This window comes from Rhodococcus sp. PSBB066 (assembly GCF_017068255.1).
GTDB classification, from domain to species: domain Bacteria; phylum Actinomycetota; class Actinomycetes; order Mycobacteriales; family Mycobacteriaceae; genus Rhodococcus; species Rhodococcus aetherivorans.
Map to the genome: position 1 here is coordinate 3199531 of NZ_CP070859.1, position 26305 is coordinate 3225835.

27 protein-coding genes are annotated in these 26305 nt (G+C 70.9%); 20 read left to right on the plus strand and 7 right to left on the minus strand.

Features of this window, described 5'->3' with window-relative positions:
* The first annotated feature begins 11 nt into the window (after positions 1 to 11).
* From JYA75_RS14600 to secA, 7 genes are all read left to right on the plus strand, one after another.
* Positions 12 to 677: a dTMP kinase gene (locus JYA75_RS14600; protein ID WP_029544615.1), complete on the plus strand. Its 666-nt coding sequence runs from the start codon at positions 12 to 14 to the stop codon at positions 675 to 677.
* Positions 674 to 1360, plus strand: a complete 687-nt coding sequence (gene mtrA, locus JYA75_RS14605) for an MtrAB system response regulator MtrA (RefSeq protein WP_029544612.1) — start codon at positions 674 to 676, stop codon at positions 1358 to 1360. Before JYA75_RS14600 ends, mtrA begins: the two co-directional genes overlap by 4 nt.
* Positions 1357 to 3108 carry an MtrAB system histidine kinase MtrB gene (gene mtrB, locus JYA75_RS14610; RefSeq protein ID WP_080688640.1) on the plus strand — a complete coding sequence of 584 codons (1752 nt, stop codon included), beginning with the start codon at positions 1357 to 1359 and terminating at the stop codon, positions 3106 to 3108. The genes mtrA and mtrB overlap by 4 nt, the downstream gene beginning before the upstream one ends.
* Complete coding sequence (gene lpqB, locus JYA75_RS14615) at positions 3105 to 4877, plus strand: MtrAB system accessory lipoprotein LpqB (protein WP_065922405.1); 1773 nt, start codon at positions 3105 to 3107, stop codon at positions 4875 to 4877. Before mtrB ends, lpqB begins: the two co-directional genes overlap by 4 nt.
* 43 nt (positions 4878 to 4920) lie before the next feature.
* Entirely contained in the window at positions 4921 to 5568 is a 648-nt protein-coding gene (locus JYA75_RS14620; protein ID WP_065922406.1) for a ComF family protein, read from the plus strand.
* A gap of 255 nt (positions 5569 to 5823) precedes the next feature.
* On the plus strand, positions 5824 to 6498 hold the full coding sequence (gene raiA / locus JYA75_RS14625) for a ribosome-associated translation inhibitor RaiA (protein ID WP_006942687.1): 675 nt from the start codon (positions 5824 to 5826) through the stop codon (positions 6496 to 6498).
* 167 nt (positions 6499 to 6665) lie between these two features.
* Entirely contained in the window at positions 6666 to 9497 is a 2832-nt protein-coding gene (secA, locus tag JYA75_RS14630) for a preprotein translocase subunit SecA (RefSeq protein ID WP_029544610.1), read from the plus strand.
* A 44-nt stretch (positions 9498 to 9541) separates the two neighbouring features.
* Here the strand turns inward: secA and JYA75_RS14635 are convergent, their stop codons facing one another.
* Complete coding sequence (locus JYA75_RS14635; RefSeq protein WP_037201793.1) at positions 9542 to 10045, minus strand: Rv3235 family protein; 504 nt, start codon at positions 10043 to 10045, stop codon at positions 9542 to 9544.
* A gap of 196 nt (positions 10046 to 10241) precedes the next feature.
* On the opposite strand from JYA75_RS14635, the gene JYA75_RS14640 reads away from it, so the two are divergent.
* The 6 genes from JYA75_RS14640 to JYA75_RS14665 all read left to right on the plus strand — a co-directional run bounded on the left by JYA75_RS14640 (position 10242) and on the right by JYA75_RS14665 (position 16418).
* Positions 10242 to 10691 (plus strand): HAD-IA family hydrolase, encoded by a 450-nt coding sequence (locus JYA75_RS14640; RefSeq protein ID WP_006942692.1) that lies wholly within the window; start codon positions 10242 to 10244, stop codon positions 10689 to 10691.
* Positions 10688 to 12100, plus strand: a complete 1413-nt coding sequence (locus JYA75_RS14645; RefSeq protein WP_203330130.1) for a wax ester/triacylglycerol synthase family O-acyltransferase — start codon at positions 10688 to 10690, stop codon at positions 12098 to 12100. The genes JYA75_RS14640 and JYA75_RS14645 overlap by 4 nt, the downstream gene beginning before the upstream one ends.
* Positions 12101 to 12103: 3 nt before the next feature.
* Complete coding sequence (locus JYA75_RS14650) at positions 12104 to 12616, plus strand: hypothetical protein (RefSeq protein ID WP_006942694.1); 513 nt, start codon at positions 12104 to 12106, stop codon at positions 12614 to 12616.
* A gap of 106 nt (positions 12617 to 12722) precedes the next feature.
* Positions 12723 to 13853: a ferredoxin reductase gene (locus tag JYA75_RS14655; protein ID WP_050035462.1), complete on the plus strand. Its 1131-nt coding sequence runs from the start codon at positions 12723 to 12725 to the stop codon at positions 13851 to 13853.
* A gap of 35 nt (positions 13854 to 13888) precedes the next feature.
* Positions 13889 to 15121 (plus strand): acyl-CoA desaturase, encoded by a 1233-nt coding sequence (locus JYA75_RS14660; RefSeq protein WP_161995516.1) that lies wholly within the window; start codon positions 13889 to 13891, stop codon positions 15119 to 15121.
* A 61-nt stretch (positions 15122 to 15182) separates the two neighbouring features.
* Entirely contained in the window at positions 15183 to 16418 is a 1236-nt protein-coding gene (locus JYA75_RS14665; RefSeq protein WP_161995517.1) for an acyl-CoA desaturase, read from the plus strand.
* Between the two features lie 78 nt (positions 16419 to 16496).
* Here JYA75_RS14665 and rsgA read toward each other — a convergent pair whose 3' ends face one another.
* Together rsgA and aroA are read right to left on the minus strand one after the other, a co-directional pair.
* The gene (gene rsgA / locus JYA75_RS14670; protein WP_203330131.1) at positions 16497 to 17516 is read right to left on the minus strand and encodes a ribosome small subunit-dependent GTPase A; all 1020 of its coding nucleotides are present in this window, start codon (positions 17514 to 17516) and stop codon (positions 16497 to 16499) included.
* Positions 17483 to 18769, minus strand: a complete 1287-nt coding sequence (gene aroA / locus JYA75_RS14675; RefSeq protein WP_037200999.1) for a 3-phosphoshikimate 1-carboxyvinyltransferase — start codon at positions 18767 to 18769, stop codon at positions 17483 to 17485. Before aroA ends, rsgA begins: the two co-directional genes overlap by 34 nt.
* A 72-nt stretch (positions 18770 to 18841) precedes the next feature.
* On the opposite strand from aroA, the gene JYA75_RS14680 reads away from it, so the two are divergent.
* Positions 18842 to 19297, plus strand: a complete 456-nt coding sequence (locus JYA75_RS14680) for an SOS response-associated peptidase family protein (RefSeq protein WP_203330132.1) — start codon at positions 18842 to 18844, stop codon at positions 19295 to 19297.
* On the opposite strand, the gene ybaK is transcribed toward JYA75_RS14680, so the two are convergent.
* Positions 19281 to 19778 carry a Cys-tRNA(Pro) deacylase gene (gene ybaK, locus JYA75_RS14685; protein ID WP_203330133.1) on the minus strand — a complete coding sequence of 166 codons (498 nt, stop codon included), beginning with the start codon at positions 19776 to 19778 and terminating at the stop codon, positions 19281 to 19283. The two genes, JYA75_RS14680 and ybaK, sit on opposite strands and share 17 nt — an antisense overlap.
* Before the next feature lie 156 nt (positions 19779 to 19934).
* Here ybaK and JYA75_RS14690 point away from each other — a divergent pair, with 156 nt between their 5' ends.
* The 4 genes from JYA75_RS14690 to JYA75_RS14705 all read left to right on the plus strand — a co-directional run bounded on the left by JYA75_RS14690 (position 19935) and on the right by JYA75_RS14705 (position 22798).
* Complete coding sequence (locus tag JYA75_RS14690; protein ID WP_230304573.1) at positions 19935 to 20570, plus strand: sigma-70 family RNA polymerase sigma factor; 636 nt, start codon at positions 19935 to 19937, stop codon at positions 20568 to 20570.
* Positions 20567 to 20851, plus strand: a complete 285-nt coding sequence (rsrA, locus tag JYA75_RS14695; RefSeq protein ID WP_006942706.1) for a mycothiol system anti-sigma-R factor — start codon at positions 20567 to 20569, stop codon at positions 20849 to 20851. The genes JYA75_RS14690 and rsrA overlap by 4 nt, the downstream gene beginning before the upstream one ends.
* Before the next feature lie 235 nt (positions 20852 to 21086).
* On the plus strand, positions 21087 to 21302 hold the full coding sequence (locus JYA75_RS14700; protein ID WP_003939128.1) for a biotin/lipoyl-binding carrier protein: 216 nt from the start codon (positions 21087 to 21089) through the stop codon (positions 21300 to 21302).
* A 17-nt stretch (positions 21303 to 21319) separates the two neighbouring features.
* Complete coding sequence (locus JYA75_RS14705) at positions 21320 to 22798, plus strand: PAS domain-containing sensor histidine kinase (RefSeq protein WP_006942716.1); 1479 nt, start codon at positions 21320 to 21322, stop codon at positions 22796 to 22798.
* Between the two features lie 211 nt (positions 22799 to 23009).
* Here the strand turns inward: JYA75_RS14705 and JYA75_RS14710 are convergent, their stop codons facing one another.
* Entirely contained in the window at positions 23010 to 23264 is a 255-nt protein-coding gene (locus tag JYA75_RS14710) for a WhiB family transcriptional regulator (RefSeq protein ID WP_006550236.1), read from the minus strand.
* A gap of 226 nt (positions 23265 to 23490) precedes the next feature.
* On the minus strand, positions 23491 to 24453 hold the full coding sequence (locus JYA75_RS14715) for a diacylglycerol kinase family protein (protein ID WP_006942718.1): 963 nt from the start codon (positions 24451 to 24453) through the stop codon (positions 23491 to 23493).
* Positions 24454 to 24500: 47 nt separating this feature from the next.
* Here JYA75_RS14715 and JYA75_RS14720 point away from each other — a divergent pair, with 47 nt between their 5' ends.
* Positions 24501 to 24929 (plus strand): hypothetical protein, encoded by a 429-nt coding sequence (locus JYA75_RS14720; protein WP_006942719.1) that lies wholly within the window; start codon positions 24501 to 24503, stop codon positions 24927 to 24929.
* Here JYA75_RS14720 and JYA75_RS14725 read toward each other — a convergent pair.
* Positions 24899 to 25399, minus strand: a complete 501-nt coding sequence (locus tag JYA75_RS14725) for a GNAT family N-acetyltransferase (RefSeq protein ID WP_006942720.1) — start codon at positions 25397 to 25399, stop codon at positions 24899 to 24901. The two genes, JYA75_RS14720 and JYA75_RS14725, sit on opposite strands and share 31 nt — an antisense overlap.
* 95 nt (positions 25400 to 25494) lie before the next feature.
* On the opposite strand from JYA75_RS14725, the gene JYA75_RS14730 reads away from it, so the two are divergent.
* Positions 25495 to 26283 (plus strand): ParA family protein, encoded by a 789-nt coding sequence (locus JYA75_RS14730; protein ID WP_006942721.1) that lies wholly within the window; start codon positions 25495 to 25497, stop codon positions 26281 to 26283.
* The last annotated feature ends 22 nt before the right edge of the window (positions 26284 to 26305 follow it).

Below are 26305 nucleotides of genomic sequence, written 5' to 3' on the forward strand. Positions count from 1 at the left end.
GGACACCGCCGATGGGCGCGTTGATCGTCGTGGAGGGGCTCGACGGGGCCGGCAAGCGGACACTGTCCGCGGGCCTCGTCGAGGCTTGGCGCGCTGCGGGATTCGTCGTCGCGACGCTCGCGTTTCCGCGCTACGGCGTGTCGGTGCACGCCGACCTCGGTGCCGAGGCCCTGCGGGGCCGGCACGGTGACGCGGCCTCGAGCATCGAGGCGATGGCCCTGCTGTGGGCCCTCGATCGGCGCGACGCCGCCGACGAGTTGCGGAAGCTCCTGGCGGACAACGACATCGTGCTGCTCGACCGGTATGTCGCGTCCAACGCCGCCTACACCGCCGCGCGGCACCACGAGGACGGCTCGGGGCCGTCGGTGGAATGGGTCCGCGAGCTCGAGTTCGATCGGTTCGCGCTGCCCGTACCGGATCTGCAGCTGCTGCTGCGGGTGCCCGTGGAACTGGCTGCGCAGCGGGCCCGCAGTCGCGCCGCTGCCGACACGGCCCGCGATCGGGACGCGTACGAACGGGACTCGGGTCTGCAGGCCCGGACCGGGCAGGTGTACGACGACCTCGCACGCCGACAGTGGATGTCGCCGTGGCGGGTTGCCGGACCCGACGCCGATCCGCGACAACTCGCCGCCGAGATCTCAAATCAGCTTCACCACGGTCGAGGAGTGACACGATAGAAGCCATGAAGCCGAGGATTCTGGTTGTCGACGACGACACCGCGCTCGCCGAGATGCTCACGATCGTCCTGCGGGGCGAGGGATTCGAGCCGTACGTGGTGGGTGACGGTTCGCAGGCGCTGAACGCGGTCCGGGAGATCCGGCCCGACCTCGTCCTGCTCGACCTCATGCTCCCGGGCATGAACGGCATCGACGTGTGCCGGGTGCTGCGGGCCGACTCGGGCGTGCCCATCGTGATGCTCACCGCCAAGTCGGACACCGTGGACGTGGTGCTCGGGCTCGAATCCGGCGCCGACGACTACATCGTCAAGCCGTTCAAGCCCAAGGAACTCGTGGCCCGGGTCCGGGCGCGGCTGCGTCGCACCGAGCAGGAACCGGCCGAGGTGCTCTCCATCGGCGACATCGCCATCGACGTTCCCGCCCACAAGGTCAGCCGCGGGGACGAACTGATCTCTCTCACGCCGCTCGAGTTCGATCTGCTGGTGGCGCTCGCGCGCAAGCCGCGGCAGGTGTTCACCCGTGAGGTGCTGCTCGAGCAGGTCTGGGGCTACCGGCACGCGGCCGACACCCGCTTGGTGAACGTCCATGTGCAGCGGTTGCGCGCGAAGGTCGAGAAGGATCCCGAGAATCCCGAGGTGGTGCTGACGGTGCGTGGCGTCGGCTACAAGGCCGGACCGCCGTGATCGGTGGGTACCGACTGCGGCGGCGGATCACGAGGAGGACCCTGCCGCTGCTGAGGTGGTCACGTGCGGTGAGCAACCGGCTCGCCCACACGTGGCGGCGATCGTTGCAGCTCCGGGTCGTGGTCTCGACCCTGTCGCTGTCGCTGATCGTGATGCTCGTCCTCGGTGTCGTGCTCACCAGCCAGATCACCGAGCGGCTGCTCGAGGTGAAGATCAACGCCGCCACCGAGGAGGTCGAGCGCTCCCGCGCACTCGTCGAGGGCCAGCTCGCCGGCGCCGACGACTCCGGTTCGCTGCAAGTACGGCTCGACGGGGCCGCCGCGGCATTGACCAACCGCGGCAGCGACGCCGGCCAGGACACCGGCGTCGCGGGCACCTTCGACCCGGTGCTGATCGTGCCGGGCGACGGACCGCGCGCCCCGACGTCGAGCGGTCCTGCCGACCAGATCCCCGAGAACCTGCGCGCCTTCGTGCAGAAGGGCCAGATCTCCTACCAGTTCGCGACCGTGTCGGATCCGGACGGTTACTCCGGCCCGGCCCTGATCGTGGGCACCCCGACGGCGTCGGACATCTCCACCCTCGAGCTGTACCTGGTGTTCCCGCTGGCGGGCGAGGAGAACACGCTGTCGCTGGTGCGGGGCACGCTGCTCGTCGGCGCCGGCGTGCTGCTCGTGCTGCTCGCCGCGATCTCGATGATCGTCGCGCGCCAGGTCGTGCTGCCGATCCGCTCGGCGTCGCGCATCGCGGTCCGGTTCGCCGACGGCCGCCTCAAGGAACGCATGCCGGTGCGCGGTGAGGACGACATGGCGCGCCTGGCCATGTCCTTCAACGAGATGGCCGAAAGCCTGTCGCGGCAGATCACGCAGCTCGAGGAGTTCGGCAACCTGCAGAAGCGGTTCACCTCGGACGTCAGTCACGAGCTGCGGACCCCGCTGACGACGGTGCGGATGGCCGCCGACCTGATCCACGACGGCAGCGACGAACTCGACCCGTCCCTGAAGCGGGCCTCGGAGCTGCTCGTCACCGAGCTCGACCGGTTCGAGAGCCTGCTGGGCGATCTGCTCGAGATCAGCCGTCACGACGCCGGCGTCGCCGAGCTCGCGGCCGAGCAGCTCGACCTGCGGATGTGCGCCCGTGCCGCGGTCTCCACCGTCCGGCACCTCGCCCGCGAGAGCGGGACCGAGCTGATCGTCGACCTGCCCGGCGAACCCGTCACCGCCGAGGTGGATCCGCGCCGCGTCGAGCGCATCCTGCGGAACCTGCTCGCCAACGCCATCGACCACGGGGAGGGAAAACCCATCCTGTTGCGCCTGCGCGCCGACGACAACGCCGCCGCCTTCATCGTCCGGGACCAGGGCGTCGGCCTGCGTCCGGGCGAGGAGAAACTCGTCTTCAACCGGTTCTGGCGCTCGGACCCGTCGCGGGTCCGGCGGTCCGGCGGAACCGGTCTCGGCCTGGCGATCAGCGTCGAGGACGCCAACCTCCACAACGGCAAGCTCGAGGCGTGGGGCGAGCCCGGCCAGGGGTCCTGCTTCCGGCTGACCCTCCCGCGGGAACGGGGACGCAAGGTCGGCCGCAGTCCGCTGCCGCTCGTTCCCAGCACGGTCCGTGCGGTCCAGGGCCGCCCGCTGCCGGGAGCGGCCGCGCCGGCCGAGGCGGAGTCGGCGGATGCCGGGACCGGCGACGACGCCGGGACGGCCGCGGATTCGGCGCACGTGCCGGTCCCGCCCGAAGGAGCCGCCACATGAGGGGCACGAAGACGATCCTCACGGCGATGCTCGGCCTGACCGTCGCCGTGTCGGGGTGTGCCAGCCTGCCGGACTCGTCGTCGCCGCAGGCGGTCGGCACCATCGCCCGTGAGCCCACCACCACCTCGGTCCCCCCGCCGGCACCGGGCCGGGAACCGGACCTGCTCCTGCGCGACTTCCTGCGCGCCAGCACCGACCCGGCGAACCGCCACCTCGCGGCCCGGCAGTTCCTCACCGCCGACATGTCGGCCGGGTGGGACGACGCCGCCAGCGCGACGATCGTGGACAAGGTCGACGTGCTGCCGGAGTCGCGCAGCGCCGAGCGCGCGACGTACGTCATCCGCGCCAACCGGGTCGGGCACCTGGAGGAGGGCGGAGTCTACCGCGCCGACGAGGGACCGTTCGAAACCAGGATCACGCTCGTGCTCACGGGCGGCGAGTGGCGCATCGACGAGATGGGACCGGGCGTCGTCATGGACCGCCCGCAGTTCCTCAACGGCTACCAGCGACGCTCGCTGTACTTCGTCGACCCGTCCGGGCGCACGGTCGTGCCCGACCCCCGCTGGATCGCCGCGACCCAGGACCAGACCGCGGCACAGCTGATCGACCTGCTCATCGAGGGCCCGAAGGCGGCCCTGGCACCGGCCGTGCGCACGGAACTCGGCTCCGGGGTGTCCGTGCGGGGGCCGATCACCAAGGCCGACGGCCGCACGACCCAGGTCGGTGTCGGTCTCGGGGGCGTCCGGATCGACTTCCTGGGGTTGAAGCCCCTGGGCAAGGAGAGCCGCGAGATGCTGGCGGCACAGGTGATCTGGACCCTCGCCAACGCCGAGATCACCGGGCCCTACGTGCTGCTCGCGGACGGTCAGCCGCTGGACGAGCGGTTCCCGAACGGCTGGACCACCGCGGACGTGGCGTCGATGAACCCGCTGGCCACCTCGAGCGCCACCATCGGCCTCCACGCCCTGCGGGGCGGCGGGCTGGTCAGTGTCGCCGAGACCGGGGTGACTCCGGTGCCCGGGGCCTTCGGCGCCGCGACGACCCTGCGCTCGGTCGCGCTGTCGCACGACGGCGAGCTCGCGGCCGCCGTCGCCGACACCGGGCGTCCCGCCCCCGAAGCCACCGCCGAGCTGCTGATCGGCCCCTACCGCGACGGGACGGCGGCACGTGCCCTGCAGGGCGAATCGATCACGCGGCCGACGTGGGCGCTCGACGACAACTCCGTGTGGGCCGTGGTCAACGGCACGAACGTGGTGCGCGTGGTGCGCGAGCCGGGCACCGGCCGGGTCACCGTCCTCCCCGTCGACGCCGGCTCCGTGCGGGCCGTGGGCAACGTGATCAGCGATCTGCGGCTTTCCCGCGACGGCGTGCGCGCGGCGATGATCGTGGACGGCCGCGTGTACGTCGCGGTGGTCGTGCAGAAGTCGAACGGCGAGTTCTCGCTCACGACGCCGCGGGAGATCGCCATCGGCCTCGGCAGCCCGGCGTTGTCGCTGGACTGGAGCACCCCGGACACCGTGGTGGTGGCACGGTCCGCCTCCGACGTGCCCGTCGTGCAGGTCGCGGTGGACGGCTCCCGCATGGACGCCCTGCCGAGCCGGAACCTCACCCCGCCCGTGGTCGCCGTCGAGGCGTCGACGACCTCGGAGTTCGTGGCCGACTCGCGGGCGGTGTTCCAGCTGAACAACGCCGATCCGGCCGGCGACCGGTACTGGCGCGAGGTACCCGGCCTGACCGGGCTGCAGGCGGTCCCCGTCCTGCCGGGCTGACGGTCCGGCGCGGGATGTCGGGGCCGGCGGCCACACTGGCGCGGTGCTGACCTCGCTGCTGGATCTGGTGCTGCCCGTCGAGTGCGGCGGTTGCGGACTCGCCGGCGTCGGCTGGTGCCGGCGCTGTGCCCGGGAACTGGCGGACGTGCCTGCACGGGTCCGGCCCCGGGTCGATCCCGGCGTGCCGGTGTGGGCGCTGGGGCCGTACCGCGGCGCCCGCCGTCGCGCGGTGATCGCGGCCAAGGAACACGGCCGGCGCGATCTGGCCGGCCCGCTCGGCCTCGCGCTGGCGACCGCCGTGTCGCGGTTGCGGCGCTGGGGCGAGCTGCCCGCCGGACCCGTCGTCGTGGTGCCCGCCCCGACGAGGGCGCGGGCGGCGCGGTCACGCGGCGGCGACCCGGTGACGCGCGCGGCGCGCGTGGCCGCCGGCCACGACCGGCGGCTCGAGGTCTGCGGCCTCCTCGGCACCGGGCGCGGCGTCCGGGATTCGGTGGGGCTGTCGGCCGCCCAGCGGCAGCGCAACCTGGCCGGCCGGGTGCGGATCCGGACGGCGGCGGGTCCGCCGCCCGGGGCGGCGGTGCTGCTCGTCGACGACGTCGTCACCACCGGCGCCACCGCGGCGGAGTCGGTGCGGGTCCTGCGGGCCGCGGGCCATCGCCCGTGCGGGGTGCTGGTGATCGCCGCCGCGTAGCGAGCCGGAGGGCCCTGCGCCGCGGGACGTGGGTCCGCGAGAAAGGGGACATCGGTCCTGCCACGAGGTGACCACGGCGTGAAATTCGACGGAACGGTGGCACTCCCCGCCGTTCCGTACTACCGTCGCCCTCAGACCCGAAAACACAGGTAGCGGGCGCAAAACGCCCCTGACCGTCGTGTCGGGCGGAGCGCGTTTCGCGCTCGTCGATCATGCCGGCGCGCGAGCTGCGCCGGCCGTACTCGGGAGGTACGAGTGACGATCCCTTCGAAGTCCAAGGTTCCCGCTGCAGAGGCCGAAGCCGGTACTGCGGAGTCCAACGGTCCCCGCGCCGACATCGTCGTCAAGGGGCGCAACGTCGAGGTCCCGGATCACTTCCGGGTCTACGTGTCCGAGAAGCTCGCTCGGCTCGAACGTTTCGACCCGACGATCTTCCTGTTCGATGTGGAGTTGCAGCACGAGCGCAATCGCCGGCAGCTGAAGAGTTGTCAGAGAGTCGAGATCACCGCTCGGGCCAAGGGACCGGTGGTGCGCGCGGAGGCGTCCGCGGACAGTTTCTACGCCGCCTTCGAGTCCGTGACGGACAAGCTGGAGTCGCGGTTGCGTCGCACGAAGGACCGCCGCAAGGTGCACCACGGGGAGAAGACCCCCGTCTCGGTCGCCGAGGCCACCGCGCAACTCGCCAAGGACGACTCCCTCGGCATCTCACCGGAGATCTCGCTGGAACAGCACGAGCCCGAGCCCACAGGTCCGGGCCGGATCGTGCGCACGAAGGAGCACACGGCCGAGCCGATGACCGTCGACGACGCGCTGTACGAGATGGAGCTGGTGGGGCACGACTTCTACCTGTTCCACGACAAGGAGACCGACAGTCCCTCGGTCGTCTACCGCCGGCACGCGTTCGACTACGGATTGATCCGGCTGGTGTGACGACCGCACCGCGGAGCGGCGGCGCCTCGCGCGCCACCCTGCCGAGCGGTCGCCCGTCGTCACCTCGCTGAAAGACCGCCTACCATGGAATCCGGCCGGGGTCGATACAGGCCTCGGCCGGATTTTCGTTGCCCGTGCTGTACCCGAGATTGAGGACGAACACGCCCGTGCTGTCGCTGTCGAAGCTGCTCCGAGTCGGTGAAGGTCGCATGGTCAAGCGGCTCAAGCACATCGCCGACCACGTCGATTCCCTCTCACCCGAGTTCGAGACGCTCACCGACGAGCAGTTGCGGGCCAAGACGGACGAGTTCCGCCGGCGTTACCAGGACGGCGAGACCCTCGACGAGCTGCTGCCCGAGGCGTTCGCGACGGCCCGCGAGGCGTCGTGGCGGGTGCTGGGCCAGAAGCACTACCCGGTTCAGATCATGGGCGGCGCGGCGCTGCACTTCGGCAACATCGCCGAGATGAAGACCGGTGAGGGCAAGACCCTGACCTGTGTGCTGCCCGCCTACCTCAACGCCATCGCCGACGAGGGCGTGCACGTGGTGACGGTCAACGACTACCTCGCCAAGCGCGACTCCGAGTGGATGGGCCGGGTGCACCGGTCCCTCGGGCTCGAGACCGCGGTGATCCTGTCCGGCCTCCCGCCCGCCGAGCGGCGCGCCGCGTACGCCGCGGACATCACCTACGGCACCAACAACGAGTTCGGCTTCGACTATCTGCGCGACAACATGACGCACTCGCTCGACGATCTCGTGCAGCGCGGCCACAACTTCGCGATCGTCGACGAGGTCGACTCGATCCTCATCGACGAGGCCCGCACGCCGCTGATCATCTCGGGCCCGGCCGACGCGTCGAGCAAGTGGTACGCCGAGTTCGCGCGGATCGCGCCGCTGCTGAAGAAGGACGTCCACTACGAGGTGGACATCAAGAAGCGCACCATCGGCGTGCACGAGGCGGGGGTGGAGCTCGTCGAGGACCAGCTCGGCATCGACAACCTGTACGAGGCGGCGAACTCGCCGCTGGTGAGCTACCTCAACAACGCCATCAAGGCCAAGGAGCTGTACCAGCGCGACAAGGACTACATCGTCCGCAACGGCGAGGTGATCATCGTCGACGAGTTCACCGGCCGCATCCTCGTCGGACGGCGCTACAACGAGGGCATGCACCAGGCCATCGAGGCCAAGGAAGGCGTCGAGATCAAGGCGGAGAACCAGACGCTCGCCACGATCACGCTGCAGAACTACTTCCGCCTCTACGACAAGCTCTCCGGCATGACGGGCACCGCCGAGACCGAGGCCGCGGAGCTGCACCAGATCTACGAGCTCGGCGTGATCCCGATCCCGACGAACAAGCCGATGGTCCGCGCGGACCAGGGCGACCTGATCTACAAGACGGAGGAGGCGAAGTTCGCGGCCGTCGTCGACGACGTCGCCGAGCGCCACGCCAAGGGCCAGCCGGTCCTGATCGGCACCACCAGCGTCGAACGCTCCGAATACCTGTCCAAGCAGTTCACCAAGCGCGGCATCCCGCACAACGTGCTCAACGCCAAGTTCCACGAGCAGGAGGCGACGATCATCGCCGAGGCCGGCCGGTCCGGCGCGGTGACCGTCGCCACCAACATGGCCGGTCGCGGTACCGACATCGTGCTCGGGGGCAACCCGGACATCCTGGCCGACGTGGAGCTGCGCAAGCGGGGTCTCGACCCGGTCCACACGCCCGAGGAGTACGAGGCGGCCTGGGACGAGGTGATCGAGCGGATCAACGCCGAGGTCAAGGCCGACGCCGACAAGGTCCGGGCGGCGGGCGGCCTGTACGTCCTCGGCACCGAGCGGCACGAGTCCCGCCGTATCGACAACCAGCTGCGCGGCCGTTCCGGCCGGCAGGGCGATCCGGGTGAGTCGCGCTTCTACCTCTCGCTCGGCGACGAGCTGATGCGCCGCTTCAACGGCGCGGCGCTCGAGTCGATCATGACCCGCCTGAACCTGCCCGACGACGTGCCGATCGAGGCGAAGATGGTCTCGAAGGCCATCAAGAGCGCGCAGACGCAGGTCGAGCAGCAGAACTTCGAGATCCGCAAGAACGTCCTGAAGTACGACGAGGTGATGAACCAGCAGCGCACCGTCATCTACGACGAGCGCCGCCGCATCCTCCGCGGGGAGGACCTCGAGGGCCAGGTCGAGCACATGATCGCGGATGTGGTCACCGCGTACGTCGACGGCGCCACCGCCGAGGGCTACGTCGAGGACTGGGACCTCGAGCAGCTGTGGACGGCGCTGAAGACCCTCTACCCGGTGGGCATCGACCACAAGGAACTCACCGTCTCCACGAACGGCGAGCCCGCGGACCTCAGCCGCGAGGAACTGCGCGAGGCCCTGCTGGAGGACGCGCGCGCCGCGTACGCCCGTCGCGAGGCGGAGATCGACGCCGTCGCCGGCGAGGGCGGCATGCGCGAGCTCGAGCGCCGCGTCCTGCTGTCGGTGCTCGACCGCAAGTGGCGCGAGCACCTCTACGAGATGGACTACCTCAAGGAGGGCATCGGCCTGCGGGCGATGGCGCAGCGCGACCCGCTCGTCGAGTACCAGCGGGAGGGCTACGACATGTTCATCGGCATGCTCGAGGGCCTGAAGGAGGAGTCCGTCGGATTCCTGTTCAACCTGCAGGTCGAGGCGGCGCAGCCGCAGCCGGCCCCGGGCGTCAGCGTCACCGCCGCGTCCGCGGCCGTCACGGCGCAGGCCGCCCCCACCCTGGCGAAGCCCGCTCCCGCCCCGGCACCTCCTGCTCCCGCGCCCGCTCCGGCCGCGCTGCGCGCGAAGGGGCTCGACGAGGACGAGGAGCGCAACCTCACCTACACCGGGCCGGCCGAGGACGGCAGTGCCCAGGTGCGGCGCAGCCCCGCGACATCGTCGCCGGCCGCGTCCGCGCCCGGGACGACGGGCACCCGCCGGCAGCGCCGGGAGGCGGCACGCAAGCAGACCAAGGCGCAGCGCCGCCGCTGACGACCCGGTCCGGGCCGGAGCGCCGGCCCGGCCGCGTCGTCCGGTCAGCCCAGCCACACGGTGGTGATCAGCCAGCCGTGTGGCGTCCGGCGTGTCGTGGGATGGCGCGAGACCCGGCCGGCCAGCGCGAACACGCGGTGGCCGCGGCCGTAGGAGCCGAACAACTCGGCGGTGTCGGCGTCGACCGCGCGCAGCCGGGTCCGCAGGAGCACCGCGGTCCCCGTGTCGCCCGACTTCGCCACGGCGGCGACGGTCGCGTGCAGCGACGAATGCAGCACCGCGGCGAGTTGGGTCTCCGGGCGGCGCCGGTCGGCCACCTCGAGGATCAACCGGGCCGCGAGGTCGGCGAACCGTCGCGCCGCCGGATCCACCTCCGGCAGCGGCCGGCCGGCCGGCGGCGCCGAGGCGCGCACCGAGCGGCCGTCGTGCGGGGTGAGGCGGCGCCGCGCGTGCCGGCGATGCGGTCCGGCCGGGCAACAGCGCTGCACCGGCGGCTCGAACGGAACGATGCGCCGGACGTAGTGGGCGTCGCCGTGCGGAGATGTCATCGGTTCTCCCGGATCCAGGGGGGCGACGTCGGCGCGGAACGGCCGACGCCCGGTGTGCGGACCCCGGGAGAGGACGGAGTCGCCGGTCATGGTGCCACATCCGCGCCGAGGAGGCGCGAGCATGGCGGGTCCGGTGTCGCCGCGTCGTTCGGGCTGTTGCATCGCCGAACCGGTGCTCGCGAACTAGGGTGAGGCGATGCGTGGACTGGTGCTCGATTTCGGTGGGGTGCTCGCGGGCCCCGGCACGGACGCGGCCGCGCTCGGTGGGGTGCTCGCCGAGGTGCGCCGGCGCGGCGTGCGCACCGCGATCCTCAGCAACGATCCGGGTGGTCCCGCGGCCGGCCCGCTGCGCGATCTCGGGCGCGGCCGGCTGGTGGACGAGGTGGTGCTGTCCGGAGACGTGGGCACCGCCAAACCGGACCCGCGCAGCTACCTGCTGGTGGCCCGGCGTCTCGGGCTCGAACCGTCGGCGTGCGTGTTCGTCGACGACCTGCGGGTGAACGTGGACGGCGCGGTCGCGGCGGGGATGGTCGGCGTGCATCATGCCGATGCCGCCGAGGTGGTGGCGGAATTGACGGTGCTGTTCGGCCTCGGCGAGTCGTCGCGGGCCGGGGCGCCGCGGGACGAGGGGGATGTCGGGCGATGACCAACCGGATGTCGGCTCAGGACGCGTCGTTCTACTTTCTGGAGACGAGCAATACGCCGATGCACATCGGCTCGCTCGCCATCCTGGAGCAGCCGCGCGGTGGGCTCGACTACGAGGACGTGCTGCGGCTGGTGGAGCGACGTCTCGCGGCGGTGCCGCGGTACCGGCAGAAGGCCCGCGAGGTCGCGCTCGGCCTGGCGCGGCCCGTGTGGGTCGACGACCGCGACTTCGACATCACCTACCACGTGCGGCGCTCGGCATTGCCGCGGCCCGGCTCCGAAGCGCAGCTGCACGACCTGTTGGCCCGGCTGATCTCCCGTCCTCTCGACCGTTCGCGCCCGCTGTGGGAGATGTATCTCGTCGAGGGCCTGGCCGGCGACCGGTGCGCCCTGTTCACCAAGACCCACTCGGCCCTGGTGGACGGCGAGGAGGCACTCGAGATCGGGCAGGTGCTCTTCGAGCCCACCGAGACTCCCCGGGTGGATCCGGAGGAGCTGTGGATGCCGGAACCGGAGCCGAGCGACTCGGCGCTGGTGTTCGGCGCGCTCGCGGAGCTGGTGGCCCGCCCCGGCGAGGCCGTGTCGGGGTTGCGGGCGGCCGTCGGCGATCTGGCCGCCACCGCCGGCGAGGCGCTGGATGTGGTGGGCCGGTTGGCGCGCACCGCCGCCCAGTCCGCGCCCGGCAGCCCGCTGAATGCCTCGATCTCGCGCAACCGCCGGTTCGCGGTGGTCAAGGCCGATCTCGAGCTGTACCGGAAGATCCGGGCCCGCTACGGCTGCACCATCAACGACGTCGTGCTGGCGGTGATCGCGGGGGCGCTGCGGTACTGGCTGCTCTCACGCGGGGAGCCGCTGACGGAGGCGACGGTGGTGCGGGCGATGGTGCCGATGTCGGTGTACACGCAGGACCCGGATGCGCCCGACGAGGGTGGGGACGTGTCCGCGGCGGGGCCGCGCGGGGAGGTCTCGACCTTCCTGGTGGACCTTCCGGTCGGTGAACCGAACGCGGTCGTCCGCCTGTCCCACATCTCGCACGTCGGGGAGGCCTACTCGCGGCAGGGCCGGCGGGTGCCGGCGCGGTCGATGATGCGGCTGTCCGGGTTCGCGCCCGCGACCATGCACGCGGTCGGGGCGCGTGTCGCGAGTGGTTTCTCCCAGCGCATGTTCAACCTGATGATCACGAACGCACCGGGTCCGCAGCATCCCCTCTACCTCGCCGGGGCGCGGGTGCTCGAGATGTACCCGATCTCGCCCCTGCTGAAGAACCAGGCACTGAGCGTCGCGTTGACGTCGTACGACGGCAACGTCTACTACGGTCTGAATGCGGACCGCGACGCCATGCCCGATGTGGAGGTGCTGACGTCGCTGCTGCACGAGTCGCTCGAGGAGTTGTTGGATGCCAGTAGGTGAGTTGTGACACGGGTGTACGTGCCGGCCACGATCGAGACGTTGAAGCGGTTGGTCGCCGACGGCGAGTTCGAGGCGGTGAGCCGCACCGCGTTCGCGGTCACCCCCGCGTTGCGCGAGGCGTACACCTCCGGCGACGACGAGGAACTCGCCGAGGTCGCGATGGCCGAGGCGGCCCGCGCCTCGTTGCGGTTGCTCGCCGGCCGGGCCGACGACGACCCGGCTCCCGAGTTCGGCCTGCGCCGGGTGGTCGTGGCCGCGGACGTCGACGGGGTGACTTTGCGCCCGGATCTCGACGATGCGGTGGTCCGGCTGCCCGGACCGGTGCCGCTGTCCGCGGTCGCGTCGGTGCACGTGGACCTCGCCGCCGCGGAGCCGGACATCGCCCGTGCCCTCCCGGTCGTGGACGCGGCCGACCTCGGCGACGAGGAGGCGGAGTTCGTGCTGGGCGACGCCGAGGACCACGAACTCGCCTGGTACGCCGCCCAGGAACTGCAGTTCCTGCTCGAGTTGCTCTGAGCTGCTCCCGGCCCCGAGTGTGACGGCTGTCTCGCCGCAACCTACGCCTCCGTAGGGAGCTGGTAACCTACGGAGGCGTAGCCCCTGGACGAGGAGAAGTGATCGGATGGGTCTGAAGGACTGGATCGAGCGGCCGGCGGCGCATGTCGCGACGAGGGACCGATCCGTGTCGAATCTCCTGCGCGGCGCGGCCGCGCGGTTGACGACACCGCTCCTGCCCGACGACTACCTGCACCTCGCCAACCCGCTGTGGTCGGCGCGTGAGCTGCGCGGCCGCATCGTCGAGGTCCGCCGCGAGACCGCCGACTCCGCGACGCTCGTCATCAAGCCCGGCTGGGGCTTCGACTTCGGGTACGCGCCGGGCCAGTACATCGGCATCGGGCTGCACGTCGACGGCCGCTGGCACTGGCGTTCGTACTCGCTGACCTCGTCGCCCACCTGGGACCGCAAGCTCATCTCGATCACCGTCAAGGCCATGACCGACGGTTTCCTGTCGAGTCACCTCGTGAGCGGCGTGCCCGCGGGCACGATCGTGCGGCTCGCCGCGCCCAAGGGCGAGTTCGTCCTGTCCGACCCCCCGCCGCCGAAGATCCTCTTCCTCACCGCGGGCAGCGGCATCACCCCGATCATGTCGATGCTGCGCACCCTCGACCGCCGGTCGCTGCAGGCGCATGCCGAGCTGCCCGACGTCGTGCACGTGCACTCGGCGCCCACCGCCCCCGAGGTGATGTTCGCCGACGAGATCGCCCGCTTCGGTGCGGACCACGAGCAGTACCGCCCATACGTGCGGCTGACGCGGGAGCAGGGCAAGTTCACCCTCGCCGAGCTGGACACGGTGTGCCCGGACTGGCGGGAGCGCCAGGTGTGGGCGTGTGGCCCGCAGGCGATGCTCGACGACATGGAGCGGTTCTGGGATGCCGCGGGCCTGCCGGAGCGGCTCCATCTGGAACGCTTCGCCGTCACCCGGGCGGATACCTCCGGCGCCGGCGGCACGGTGACCTTCGCCAAGTCGGGCAAGACCGTCACCGTCGACGGTGCGACGACCCTGCTCGAGGCGGGTGAGAGCGCCGGCGCCCTGATGCCGTTCGGCTGCCGGATGGGAATCTGTCAGACTTGTGTGGTGCCCCTGGAGAAGGGGCACGTCGTCGATCTCCGGTCCGGCAAGGAACACGCCGAGGGGGAGCGGGTTCAGACCTGCATCTCCGCGGCTGCCGGAGACTGCACGCTCGGCGCCTGACGCACTACCGACCCGGACCAGGGGGAAGGACCCCGGTGGCAATCACCGACATCACCGAGTTCGCGCACCTCACCGACGCGGACATCGAGGAACTCGGCCGCGAGTTCGACGCGATCCGTCGCGACATCGAGGACACCCGGGGGCTGCGCGACGCCCGCTACATCCGCAACACGATCCGGCTGCAACGCGTGCTCGAGATCGGCGGCCGGGCGGCGCTGTTCGGCAGCCGCCGGCGTCCGCTGTGGCTGCTCGGCACGGGCTTGCTCTCCCTGTCGAAGATCATCGAGAACATGGAGCTCGGGCACAACGTGATGCACGGGCAGTGGGACTGGATGAACGACCCGGAGATCCACTCGACGTCGTGGGAGTGGGACCAGACGGGTCCGTCGCAGCACTGGAAGCGCGCCCACAACTACGCGCACCACACCTATACGAACATCGTCGGCATGGACGACGATGTGGGATTCGGCATCCTGCGGATGACGCGCGACGAGAAGTGGCGGCCGATCAACCTGCTGCAGCCCGTGGCCAACCTGATCTTGGCGGCCACCTTCGAGTGGGGCATCGCCCTGCACGACCTCGGAGCCGAGAAGAAGGCGTGCGGTGTGCCGCCGGGGCAGCGGAACTCCCAGCCCACCAAGGACTTTGCCCGGAAGATCGCGCGGCAGCTGGGCAAGGACCTGGTGCTGTTCCCGGCCATGACGGGCCGGGCGTGGCGCAGCACGATCACCGCGAACCTCACGGCCAACCTGGTGCGGAACCTGTGGGCGTACGTGGTGATCTTCTGCGGTCACTTCCCCGACGGCGCCGAGAAGTTCACCGTGGCGCAGTACGAGAACGAGACGCAGGGCCAGTGGTACCTGCGGCAGTTGCTCGGTAGCGCCAACATCGATGCCGGTCCGGTGATGGCCTTCATGACCGGCAACCTGAGCTACCAGATCGAGCACCACCTGTTCCCGGACCTGCCCAGCAACCGCTACCCGGAGATCGCGGAGCGGGTGCGCACGCTGTGTGCGAAGTACGACCTGCCGTACACGAGCGGTCCGCTCGGCAAGCAGTACCTGCTGGCGCTGCGCACGATCCACAAGCTGGCGTTGCCGGACGCGTGGTTGCGGGCGACGTCGGACGACGCCCCGGAGACCTCCTCCGAGCGCAAGTTCCGGCGTCCCGATCTGCCGCGGGTGCGGTCGGTGGGGGAGCGTCGCGAGGGGCTGGCGACCGCACTGCAGACATTGCGCGCCGCCAAACGCTCCGCCCGGCGGAAGTGATCTGCCGCACAAGCTACATCTCCGTAACCTACGGACTCGTAACCTACGGTACGGTAGGCGCATGGCCATTTCGGACATCAAGGAGTACGCGCACCTCACGGAGGCGGACGTCGAGGCCCTCGGCCGAGAACTCGACGCCATCCGGCGAGACATCGAGGACTCCCGCGGCGAACGCGACGCCCGCTACATCCGCAACACGATCCGGCTGCAGCGCGGCCTGGAACTCGGCGGGCGCGCGGCGCTGTTCGGCAGCCGCCGGCGTCCGCTGTGGCTGCTCGGTGCGGGCCTGCTCGGCGTCTCGAAGATCATCGAGAACATGGAGCTCGGGCACAATGTGATGCACGGGCAGTGGGACTGGATGAACGATCCCGAGGTCCACTCCGCCAGCTGGGAGTGGGACAACGCCGACCCGTCCGCGCACTGGAAGCAGACCCACAACTACCTGCACCACAAGTACACCAACATCCTCGGCATGGACGACGACGTGGGATACGGCCTGCTGCGGGTCACGCGGGACCAGCGCTGGTCGCCGTTCAACTACGGCAACATCGTCTACAACGCGCTGCTCGCCCTGCTGTTCCAGTACGGCGTCGCGGTCCAGCATCTCGAGCTCGGCAAGGTGGCCAAGGGCCGCGACGACCGCGCCGAGACCAAGCGCAAGCTGCGCGAGGTCGGGGACAAGATCGGTCGCCAGATCGTCAAGGACTACGTGGTCTACCCGGCGCTGACGGGCAAGGCCTGGAAGTCCACGCTGACCGCGAACATGACGGCGAACGTCATCCGGAACCTGTGGACCAACGCGGTCATCTTCTGCGGGCACTTCCCCGACGGCGCCGAGAAGTTCACCAAGGCCGACGTCGACAACGAGTCGCAGGCGCAGTGGTACCTGCGGCAGATGCTCGGCAGCGCCAACATCTCCGGTGGTCCGTTGATGGATTTCATGACGGGCAACCTGAGCTACCAGATCGAGCACCACCTGTTCCCGGACCTGCCGTCCAACCGGTACGCCGAGATCGCGGTGAAGGTCCGGCAGCTGTGCGACAAGTACGACCTGCCGTACACCACCGGCCCGCTCGCGGTGCAGTACTTCAAGTCGTGGCGCACCATCGCCAAGCTGTCGCTGCCGAACAAGTACCTCGCCGACACCCCGGACGCCGCACCCGAAACCGCGTCCGAACGCGGCTTCGGCGGCACCGCCGTGGTGGACCCCGCGACCGGCCGGCGACGCGGTCTGGCGACCGCGATCCGCGAGAACCGCCGGGTCCGCGGCGTGCGCCGCCTCCTGGGCATGCGCTGATCCCGAGCCCGCATCGAGCGCCCGGCGTCCCCGTGACGCCGGGCGCTCGGCGTCACGGGCCGTATCACCGGCTCTCGGTCACCAGGTCTCGTTCGCGGCGATCGCGGTCAACAGAGCCCGCACCGCCATCGCGCGGCGCCGGGACTTGCCCTCGAGTTCGTCGAGCGCGCACTCGGGATCCGCAGGCGGGCCCAGGTGGGTGCAGCCGCGGGGGCAGGCCTCCACCGCCTCGGCAAGATCCGAGAAGGCGGCGATCACGTTGTCGGCGCCGATGTGCGCGAGTCCGAACGACCTGATACCGGGCGTGTCGATCACCCAACCACCGCCCGGCAGCGGCAACGCCACCGACTGCGTGGAGGTGTGCCGGCCCTTCCCGACGCCCGAGACCGCCCCGATGGCCCGGTCGGCATCCGGGACGAGTCTGTTGACCAGGGTCGACTTCCCGACGCCGGAGTGGCCGATCAGGGCCGTCACCTTGCCGGTGAGCATCTCCCGGAGTTCCGTCAGGTCCCGATCCTGTCCGGCCAGCATCACGCGGACGTCCAGGTCGGCGAATTGCGCGGTGAACTCGGCCGGATCGGCGAGATCGCTCTTGGTCAGGCACAGCACCGGGTCGAGACCGCCCGCGTACGCGGCAACCATGGACCGTTCGACCAGCCCGGTCCGCGGCGGCGGATCGGCCAGCGCGACGACGATCAGCAGTTGCTCCGCGTTGGCCACGACGATCCGCTCGAACGGGTCGGTGTCGTCGGCGGTGCGGCGCAGCACCGTGGTGCGCTCCTCTACCCGCACGATCCGCGCCAGGGTGTCGGGCCGTCCCGACAGGTCCCCGACCGCGGCGACCCGGTCGCCGACCACGACGGGGGTGCGGCCGAGCTCACGGGCCCGCATCGCCACCACCGGCCGTGCCGGATCGCCGCCCAGCACGCAGCCCCACCGACCGCGGTCGACCGAGACCACCATCGCCTCGGCGGCGTCGAGATGAGCCGGCCGGTCCTTCGTGCGCGGACGCGAGCCCTTGCCCGGACGGATCCGGACATCGGACTCGTCGTAGGTGCGCCGGCTCAGGAGCGTGCTCCCGTCAGCATCCCGGCCCACAGCTCGGGGAAGTTCGGCAGGGTCTTGGCGGTCGTGCCGATGTCCTCGACCTCGACGCCGTCGACCACGAGGCCCACGATCGCGCCCGCCGTGGCCATCCGGTGATCCGCGTACGAATGCCAGCGCCCGCCGTGCAGTGGCGCGGGCACGATGTGCAGGCCGTCGGCGGTCTCGGTCGCGGCGCCGCCGAGCTTGCCGAGCTCCGTGGCCAGGGCGGCCAGGCGGTCCGTCTCGTGCCCGCGCAGGTGCGCGATGCCCCGCAGCGTGGACGGGGTCGTCGCCAGCGCCGCGAGCGCTGCGACGGTGGGGGCGAGCTCACCCACGTCGTGCAGGTCGATGTCGAGGCCGCGCAGGCGCTCCGGGCCGCGCACGGTGAGCGTGCCGCCGGACAGGGCGACGTCGGCGCCCATCTGCTGGAGGATGCCGCGGATCGCGTCGCCGGCCTGGGTGGTGCGCTGCGGCCACCGCGGCACCGACACCGTGCCGCCCGTGACGGCCGCGGCCGCCAGGAACGGGGTCGCATTGGACAGATCCGGCTCGACCACGCGGTCCACCGCGCGGATCGGGCCCGGCGCGACCCGCCAGGTGTCGGGCACGGTGGTGTCCACCGTCACCGCGGACTCGCGCAGCATGTCGACGGTCATGTCGATGTGCGGCATGGACGGCACGGCCGCCCCGGCGTGCCGGACCGTGACGCCCTCGTCGAACGCCGCGGCGGACAGCAGCAGCCCCGAGACGAACTGCGACGAGCCGGACGCGTCGATGGTGACGACACCGCCGCGCAGGCGGCCGCGCCCGTGCACGGTGAAGGGCAGGGTGTCGCCGTCGACGTCGGCGCCGAGCGAGCGCAGGGCCTCGAGGACCGTGCCCATCGGCCGCGTGCGCGCCTGCTCGTCGCCGTCGAAGAAGACGTCGCCGTCGGCCAGTGCCGCGACGGGCGGCACGAATCGCATCACCGTGCCGGCCAGGCCGCAGTCCACCCGGGCGCCGTGCAGCCGGCCGGGGGTGACGTGCAGGGTGGTGCCGTCGTCGCGTTCGTCGATCGTCGCGCCGAGTCCGCGCAGGGCGCCGATCATCAGGTCGGTGTCGCGGCTGCGCAGCGCGCCGGTCACGGTCGACGGGCCGTCCGCGAGGGCGGCGAGGATCAGGGCGCGGTTGGTGATCGACTTGGACCCGGGCAGCGTGACGGAACTGTCGACGGGTGACTCGGCTCGGGGCGCACTCCACGGATTCACCCGTCCATCTTCGCCCATCCGCGCGAGGGCCACACCTGCCACACTTCGAAGCCGTGTGCGGCCGGCATGCGGTGACGGCGGATCCGGCGGATGCGCTGGGGGCCCGTCCCGTCGTTCGCCACCGAGATTGTCCGGAGCGCAACGCTTTTCAACGCCCGACCCGAATCGGCCGCGCTCGAGCCCGCTTTCGCGCGGCCGGTGCGGCACCGGCGGTGCCTGGTGCCGACGGACGGCTGGTACGAGTGGCAGCACGACCCGTCGTCGGCCGACGGCAGGGCCGGCCCTGCCGGCAAGGCTGGCTGGGCCGGGCGGATCCCGTACTACATGTCCCCGCGGGACGGTTCGCGCCACTGCACGGCCGGGCTGTGGTCGCGGTGGTCCGATCCGAAGTCGAGCCGCGAGGCGGTGGTCTCGATCACGATCCGGCGTCGGCCGAGGTCGGCAGCGTCCGCAACCACGGTCCCGGACTGCTCGCCCCGGCCTCGCCCGCCGCCGAGCAGCTCACCCTGCTCTGACGCCCGGCGCCGAATCAGGCCCCGGTGGTGATCGGCGCCACCACCGCGCCCGCGAGCCGCACCAGGTCCGCCGGCGCGAGTTCGATCTCGAGGCCGCGGCGTCCCGCGCTGCACAGGACCCGATCCCACTGTTGCGCGGAGGCGTCGACGGCGGTGCGCAGCCGGCTGCGCTGGCCCAGCGGTGAAATCCCCCCGGGGACGTAGCCGGTGACGCGCTCGGCGTCGCTGCGCTCGGCCATGACCGCCTTACCGCCACCGAGGGCGGCCGCCGCCGCCTTGAGCGAGAGGGTCGCCGGGACCGGGATCACGGCCACCGCGAGCTTGCCGTCGGAGAGCTTGATCACCAGGGTCTTGAAGATCTGCGCGGGGACCACCCCGAGCCGCTGCCCGAGCATCTCGACGGCCTCGGAGCCGAAGGAGCCGGCCCGCGGGTCGTGCGGGTACTCGTGGACGCGGTGGGTGACGTTCTCGCGCAGCAGCAGCTTCGTCGCGGGAGTGGAGGTCGAGGCCATGCGCGCCAATGTAGGGAACAAGGGCCGGACCTGTCGTGTTGATTCCGGGTGGCCGCCCCGATCGGGCGCGGCCGGTAACCGAGAGCGAGGGAGTACCGCGTGCCTGTGCTGTGCCCGCCCCGACCGGTAGCCTTCACGGATACGGCAAGTGAAGGGATCGGTGTGGTCGAGGAGTCTGGTGCGGAACTGGCCGAACGGTTCGAGCGGGATGCACTGCCCCTGCTCGATCAGCTCTACGGCGCGGCCCTGCGGATGACCCGCAACCCTGCGGACGCGGAGGATCTGGTTCAGGAGACGTATATCAAGGCGTTCTCCGCCTTCTCCTCGTTCAAGGAGGGCACCAACCTCAAGGCGTGGTTGTACCGCATCCTGACGAACACCTACATCAACTCCTACCGCAAGAAGCAGCGCCAGCCCGCGCAGTACCCGACGGAGGAGATCACCGACTGGCAGCTCGCGGCGACCGCCGAGCACAGCTCCACCGGTCTGCGGTCGGCCGAGGTCGAGGCGCTCGACGCGCTTCCCGACGACGACGTCAAGGCTGCGCTGCAGGAGCTGCCCGAGGAGTTCCGGATGGCGGTGTACTACGCCGACGTCGAGGGCTTCCCGTACAAGGAGATCGCGGAGATCATGGGGACCCCCATCGGTACGGTGATGTCGCGGCTGCACCGCGGCCGCAAGCAGCTGCGCGGCCTGCTGGCCGATGTCGCGCGGGAGCGGGGATTCAACCGGAGCGGAGCCGTCGACGCGGCCGTCGGAGACGGTGCGGACAAGAAGGAGGTCTCGAGGTGAGCGAGTCGGCCGACTTCGATCAGCTCGACTGTTCCGCGGTGATCGCGGACGTCTACCTGCTGCTCGACAGCGAGTGCGACGATCGGTCGCGTGAGCGCCTGCAGCGCCATCTCGACGACTGCGGGTCCTGCCTCGAGGCGTACGGGCTCGAGTCCCAGCTCAAGTCCCTGCTGAGCCGCAAATGTGGCGGCGAGCACGCTCCGGAGGGCCTCCGGGAGCGGTTGCTGATAGAGATCCGGCGGACCGTCGTCGTGACGACCCGCACCGACGTCCGGGATTGAGCCACCAACGAGTGAGGGGGCCGGAAGCAGCTGCTTCCGGCCCCCTCACGCGTGTGCGCGCGCCTCAGGCGTTGGGACGCTTGCCGTGGTTGGCGGCGTTGCCCTTGCGGCTGCGCTTCTTGCGGCCTCGCTTACCCATGGTCCGATCTCCTTTCTGGTTCATTACAGTGTTTCACGTGTGGTCCGGTGGCCCTGAAAGCAGGGCCACCGTCTTCTTCGTGGAATGAGGTGCCCGATGGCCGAGGACGTGCGCGCCGAGATGGTCTCCACCGTGTTCGAGGTGGTCGTGCAGGAGGGGGACGTCGTCGCCGAAGGCGACACACTGGTGATCCTGGAGTCCATGAAGATGGAGATCCCGGTGCTCGCCGAGACGTCGGGCACCGTGACATCGCTGGACGTGGTCGTCGGCGACGTCGTCCAGCAGGGCGATCTCATCGCGGTCATCTCCTGAGTCCGCACGTGCCCCCCGTGTCCACCCTCAGTGCCCTCCTCGCCGAGCACACCGACCTGCCGGGCGGTGCGGTCGATCACCTCCAGCGGGTCGTCGGCGAATGGCAGTTGCTCGCGGACCTGTCCTTCGCGGACGTCCTGTTGTGGGTGAGCGCGGAGCCGGGTGGGGTGGTGTGCGTGGCGCAGTGCCGGCCCACCACCGCCTCGACCGTGTTGCCCGAGGACATGGTGGGTTCGGTGGTCTCCGAACGGGAGCACCCACACGTGCTGCGGGCCCTCGAGACCGGAGTGGTCGTCTCCGCGGACTCACGGCCCAGCCACGTCGCGCCCCTGCGCCGTCAGGCTGTGCCGGTCCGCTGGGACGGGCAGGTCATCGCGGTCCTGAGCCGCGACGCGGCGACCGTGGCGCGGCGCACCAAGAGCGCCCTCGAGACCGCCTACCTCGAATGCGCCGACGCCTTGTTCACGATGATCTGCGAAGGCACCTTCCCGAATCCGGAATCCCGATCCGACACCAAGTCCAGTCCGCGGGCCGGGGACGGCTTCATCCGCCTCGACCGGTCCGGCCGGGTGGTGTACGCGAGCCCGAACGCCCTGTCCGCCTACCACCGGATGGGCCTGAACTCCGACCTGCTCGGCCAGAACCTGATCGAGACGACGCGCGCGCTGGTGACCGATCCGTTCGAGAGCGAGGACGTCGAGACCTATCTGCGCGGAGCGGTGCACGGCAAGCTGGGACGGCCCATGGAGATCGAGGCCCGCGGCGCCACCGTGCTGCTGCGCGCGCTGGTGCTCGCGCCCGGCGGCCGGCTCGAGGGCGCTGCGGTGGTCATCCGCGACGTCACCGAGGTCAAGCGGCGCGACCGGGCGTTGCTGAGCAAGGACGCCACCATCCGGGAGATCCACCACCGGGTGAAGAACAACCTGCAGACGGTCGCGGCCCTGCTGCGGCTGCAGGCACGGCGCACCGGCAACACCGAGGCCCGGCAGGCCCTCGCCGAGGCGGTACGCCGGGTGACGTCGATCGCGCTCGTGCACGAAGCGCTGTCGATGTCGGTGGACGAGGAGGTCGATCTCGACGACGTCGTCGACCGGCTGATCCCCATCGTCGTCGACGTCGCGGCCGTGGGCAGCCAGGTCCGGGTGCGCCGGGAGGGCAGCCTCGGGGTCTTCCCCGCCGAGCGGGCGACACCGCTGGTGATGGTGCTCACCGAACTCGTGCAGAACTCCGTGGAACACGCCTTCGACCCGGGTGCATCCGGCACCGTGACGCTGCGCGCCGAGCGGTCGGCCCGCTGGCTCGACGTGGTGGTCCACGACGAGGGCAAGGGTCTGCCGGAGGGGTTCGACCTCGGCAGCTCGGACCGCCTGGGCCTGCAGATCGTGCGCACGCTCGTCGCCGCGGAACTCGGCGGGACGTTGCGGCTCGAACGGGCTGCGCCGACCGGCACCGACGCGCGGCTGCGGGTTCCGCTGGGCCGGGTGACACTCGGCTGAGACGGTCTCGCCGTGTCCCTGCTGGGACGGTGTCGCCGTGTCCCTGCTGGGACGGTGTCGCCGTGTCCCTGCCGGGACGGTGTCGCCGTGTCCCTGCCGGGACGGTGTCGCCGTGTCCCTGCCGGGACGGTGGAGCGCGGCCTCCGGACGCGGGAAGGCCCGGCACCGAAACGGTGCCGGGCCTTCCCGGAGCTCTGTGGCGTAGGTCGCGTCAGACCGCGGTGCGTGCCCGGGTACGGGCGTTGCGGCGCTTGAGGGCGCGACGCTCGTCCTCGCTCATGCCGCCCCAGACGCCCGCGTCCTGGCCGGACTCGAGGGCCCACGAGAGGCACTCGGCGGTGACGGGGCAGCGGTTGCACACGAGCTTGGCGTCGGCGATCTGCGCGAGGGCCGGACCGCTGTTGCCGACGGGGAAGAACAGCTCGGGATCCTCGTCGCGGCAGATGGCCTTGTGGCGCCAGTCCATGCTTCTACTCTCCTTCGATAGTGCTCGTCGCACCGGCTGATCGTGGTGGCAAGTTCATGTGCGCGTCGGCAAGTGTTTCCGCGCGGTTACTTGTGAATGCTTTCACGAACCAGCGTGAAGTCAATAGAAAACGTCACGACCGTGGGGAAGCTCACGCCGACGGTGTCCCGGGTATTTGGGTTCGAACTTCCTTTGTACACCTCGGGAAACGAAAATGTAACCCGGATCACGTACGGGCGTCGGCGCGCCCGGGACACGGGGCCACGACGTCGAGCACGGCGGGCACCGACACGAACTCCACTTCGGTGCGAAGGCCCAGGTAGTCGCCGTCGACCTGCAGGCCGATCGGCCGGGACGACACCGCCTGCACCCGCGCGACGTCGTCGACGCGCACCAGGCGACGGGAGTTCGGATCGCCGCGCCGCGCGAGCAGCTGGCGGACCACCCGCAGGCTCGCGAACACCGCCGTCGTCGTCATCGCGAAGACTCCGAGCCCGGTCTCGAACGAGGTGCCCGGGTTGGTATGCACCGGGCGCTTGTCGAGGTAGGTCCATGGGCTCGAATTGGAGACGAACGCGTAGTACACGCCCGGGATCGGTGGCCGGCCGGGCAGCGTCAACGTCAGCGCGGGTTCGGCGCCCTTCGACTTGAAGAACTGCGTGATCGAATGCGCGACGTAACGCGCGGTGGTGACCTTCCGCCCGCCCAGCCGGCTCAGGTCGATGGCCTCGCACACCTGCGCGTCGAGCCCGAGTCCCGCATTGAAGACGAACCACCGGCCGTCGCAGTGGCCGAGGCCGATCCGGCGGGTAGTGCGCTGGGCCAGCAGGTCGAGCAACTGCTCGGTCGCCGTCACCGGATCGGCGTCCACGCCCAGCGACCGGGCGAAGACATTGGCCGAGCCGCCGGGGACCACCGCGAGCAGGGGGAGAGTGGGGTCGGCCACCCGTTCCGACGGGGTGCCGAGCAGGCCGTTGACGATCTCGTTGACGGTGCCGTCGCCGCCGTGCGCGACGACGACGTCCATCCCGTCGGCGTGCGCCGAGCGGGCCAGTTCGGCGGCGTGCCCCCGATGGGTGGTGTGGGCGACGGTGAGGGAGACCCGGTCGGCGAGCGCACGGGCCAGCCGGTCGCGACCGGCCGGAGTGGTGGTCGTCGCGTTGGGGTTCACGATCAGCAGTGCGCGCACGGAGCATCAGCCTAAGTGGTCTCGTACGGGTCCACTACGCTGGCCGGGTGTCCACCGAGTCGCCACGCAGCACCGTTCCGTCGACCGTTCGAGCCGCGGGTGGTCTCGTCGTCCTCGAAGGCGTGATCGCCATCGGCTTCGCTGTGGTCTCGGTGGTCCGGGCCCTCACGGGCGGGCACGACCAGACGGTCGGCAACGGCTACGGCCTCGCACTGTGGCTGGGGATCCTGTTCGGCGGCGTGCTCGCGGCCGGGATCGCGCTGCTGCGGGGCAAGCGGTGGGGGCGGGCCGTGGCGATCGTCGCCCAGCTGTTGCTGCTGCCGGTGGCCTGGTCGCTGCTGACGGACTCCCACCAGGTCGTGCTCGGCATCCTGCTCGCCCTGATCGTGGTGCCGGCGCTGGTGCTGCTGTTCAGCCCGCCGACGACGCGCTGGCTGGCGCAGGACTACGCCCCGGACGCCGACGACGTGGCCTGATCTCCGCCGAGCGCGGCGAGTGCCTGCCCGCTGAGGCGGAAGGTGGTCCACTCGTCCTGCGGGACGGCGCCGAGCGAGCGGTAGAACCCGATCGACGGCGTGTTCCAGTCCAGCACCGACCAGCTCAGGCGGCTGTAGCCGCGGTCGACGCATTCGCGGGCCAGTGCCGCGAGCAGAGCGCGGCCGTGGCCGTGGCCCCGGTGCTCGGGCCGGACGTACAGGTCCTCGAGGTAGATGCCGTGCACCCCGTCCCAGGTGGAGAAGTTGCGGAACCACAGCGCCATGCCCACCACCGTTCCCTGTGCGTCCTCTGCGACGTGGGCGAACGCGGCGGCGTCCCTGCCGAACAACGCCGTGTGCAGCTGCTCGGGCACGACGGTGCACTCGGCGCGGGCCTTCTCGTACTCGGCCAGCTCGTAGACGAGGGCGGTGAGGGCGTCGACGTCGGCGGGACGGGCGCGGCGGATCACGATCGGGGGCCTTTCGTGGGGATCGGCGACCCGCCGGACGGCGGAAGTCGCGGTCGATTCTCGCGTTCGGACGACTTTTAGGCGAGGATCGTTCCGTGACAACGGTACTTGCGGTGGCAAATCAGAAGGGTGGCGTCGCGAAGACGACCACCGTCGCGTCTCTGGCGGCCGCCCTGGCCGGGTTGGGGCAGCGGGTGCTCGTCGTCGACCTGGACCCGCAGGGATGCCTGACATTCTCGCTCGGGCACAACCCCGACCGGCTCGAACGCTCGGTGCACGACGTGCTGGTCGGGGCGGCGGAGGCCAAGGAGGTTCTGCTCGACACGGACGAGGGCTTCACGTTGCTGCCCGCGACGATCGACCTCGCCGGGGCCGAGGCGCTGCTGCTGATGCGGCCGGGGCGGGAGTTCACCCTCCGGCGGGCGCTGGCCCCGCTGCTCGACAGTTTCGACGTCGTCGTGATCGACTGCCCGCCGTCGCTGGGCGTGCTCACGCTCAACGGCCTGACCGCCGCGCAGTCCGTGCTCGTGCCCCTGCAGTGCGAGACCCTCGCGCACCGCGGCGTCGGGCAGCTGCTGCGTACCGTCGCCGAGGTCAAGCAGATCACCAACCCCGACCTCGAGCTCCTCGGTGCCCTGCCGACGCTCTACGACGCTCGCACGACGCACAGCCGCGACGTGCTCGCCGACGTCGCCGACCGGTACGACATGCCGGTGCTCGCGCCGCCGATCCCGCGCACCGTGCGCTTCGCGGAGGCGTCGGCGTCGGGGGCGTCGGTGCTCGCCGGCCGGAAGAACAAGGGCGCCGAGGCCTATCGCGAGCTGGCCGAGAACCTGCTCGCCCACTGGCGCGACGGCAAGAAGCTGGTCACCTTCACGTCGTGAGGTGCGCGGTGAGTTCCTCGGG

What these genes read in the sequence shown, in the direction of transcription:
- JYA75_RS14600 (WP_029544615.1), top strand. Translation starts at nt 12, where the DNA reads ATGGGCGCGTTGATCGTCGTGGAGGGGCTCGACGGGGCCGGCAAGCGG.
- lpqB (WP_065922405.1), top strand. Translation starts at nt 3,105, where the DNA reads ATGAGGGGCACGAAGACGATCCTCACGGCGATGCTCGGCCTGACCGTC.
- JYA75_RS14635 (WP_037201793.1), bottom strand. Translation starts at nt 10,045, where the DNA reads ATGACATCTCCGCACGGCGACGCCCACTACGTCCGGCGCATCGTTCCG.
- JYA75_RS14640 (WP_006942692.1), top strand. Translation starts at nt 10,242, where the DNA reads ATGCGTGGACTGGTGCTCGATTTCGGTGGGGTGCTCGCGGGCCCCGGC.
- JYA75_RS14645 (WP_203330130.1), top strand. Translation starts at nt 10,688, where the DNA reads ATGACCAACCGGATGTCGGCTCAGGACGCGTCGTTCTACTTTCTGGAG.
- JYA75_RS14655 (WP_050035462.1), top strand. Translation starts at nt 12,723, where the DNA reads ATGGGTCTGAAGGACTGGATCGAGCGGCCGGCGGCGCATGTCGCGACG.
- JYA75_RS14665 (WP_161995517.1), top strand. Translation starts at nt 15,183, where the DNA reads ATGGCCATTTCGGACATCAAGGAGTACGCGCACCTCACGGAGGCGGAC.
- aroA (WP_037200999.1), bottom strand. Translation starts at nt 18,769, where the DNA reads ATGGGCGAAGATGGACGGGTGAATCCGTGGAGTGCGCCCCGAGCCGAG.
- JYA75_RS14680 (WP_203330132.1), top strand. Translation starts at nt 18,842, where the DNA reads ATGCGCTGGGGGCCCGTCCCGTCGTTCGCCACCGAGATTGTCCGGAGC.
- ybaK (WP_203330133.1), bottom strand. Translation starts at nt 19,778, where the DNA reads ATGGCCTCGACCTCCACTCCCGCGACGAAGCTGCTGCTGCGCGAGAAC.
- JYA75_RS14700 (WP_003939128.1), top strand. Translation starts at nt 21,087, where the DNA reads ATGGCCGAGGACGTGCGCGCCGAGATGGTCTCCACCGTGTTCGAGGTG.
- JYA75_RS14710 (WP_006550236.1), bottom strand. Translation starts at nt 23,264, where the DNA reads ATGGACTGGCGCCACAAGGCCATCTGCCGCGACGAGGATCCCGAGCTG.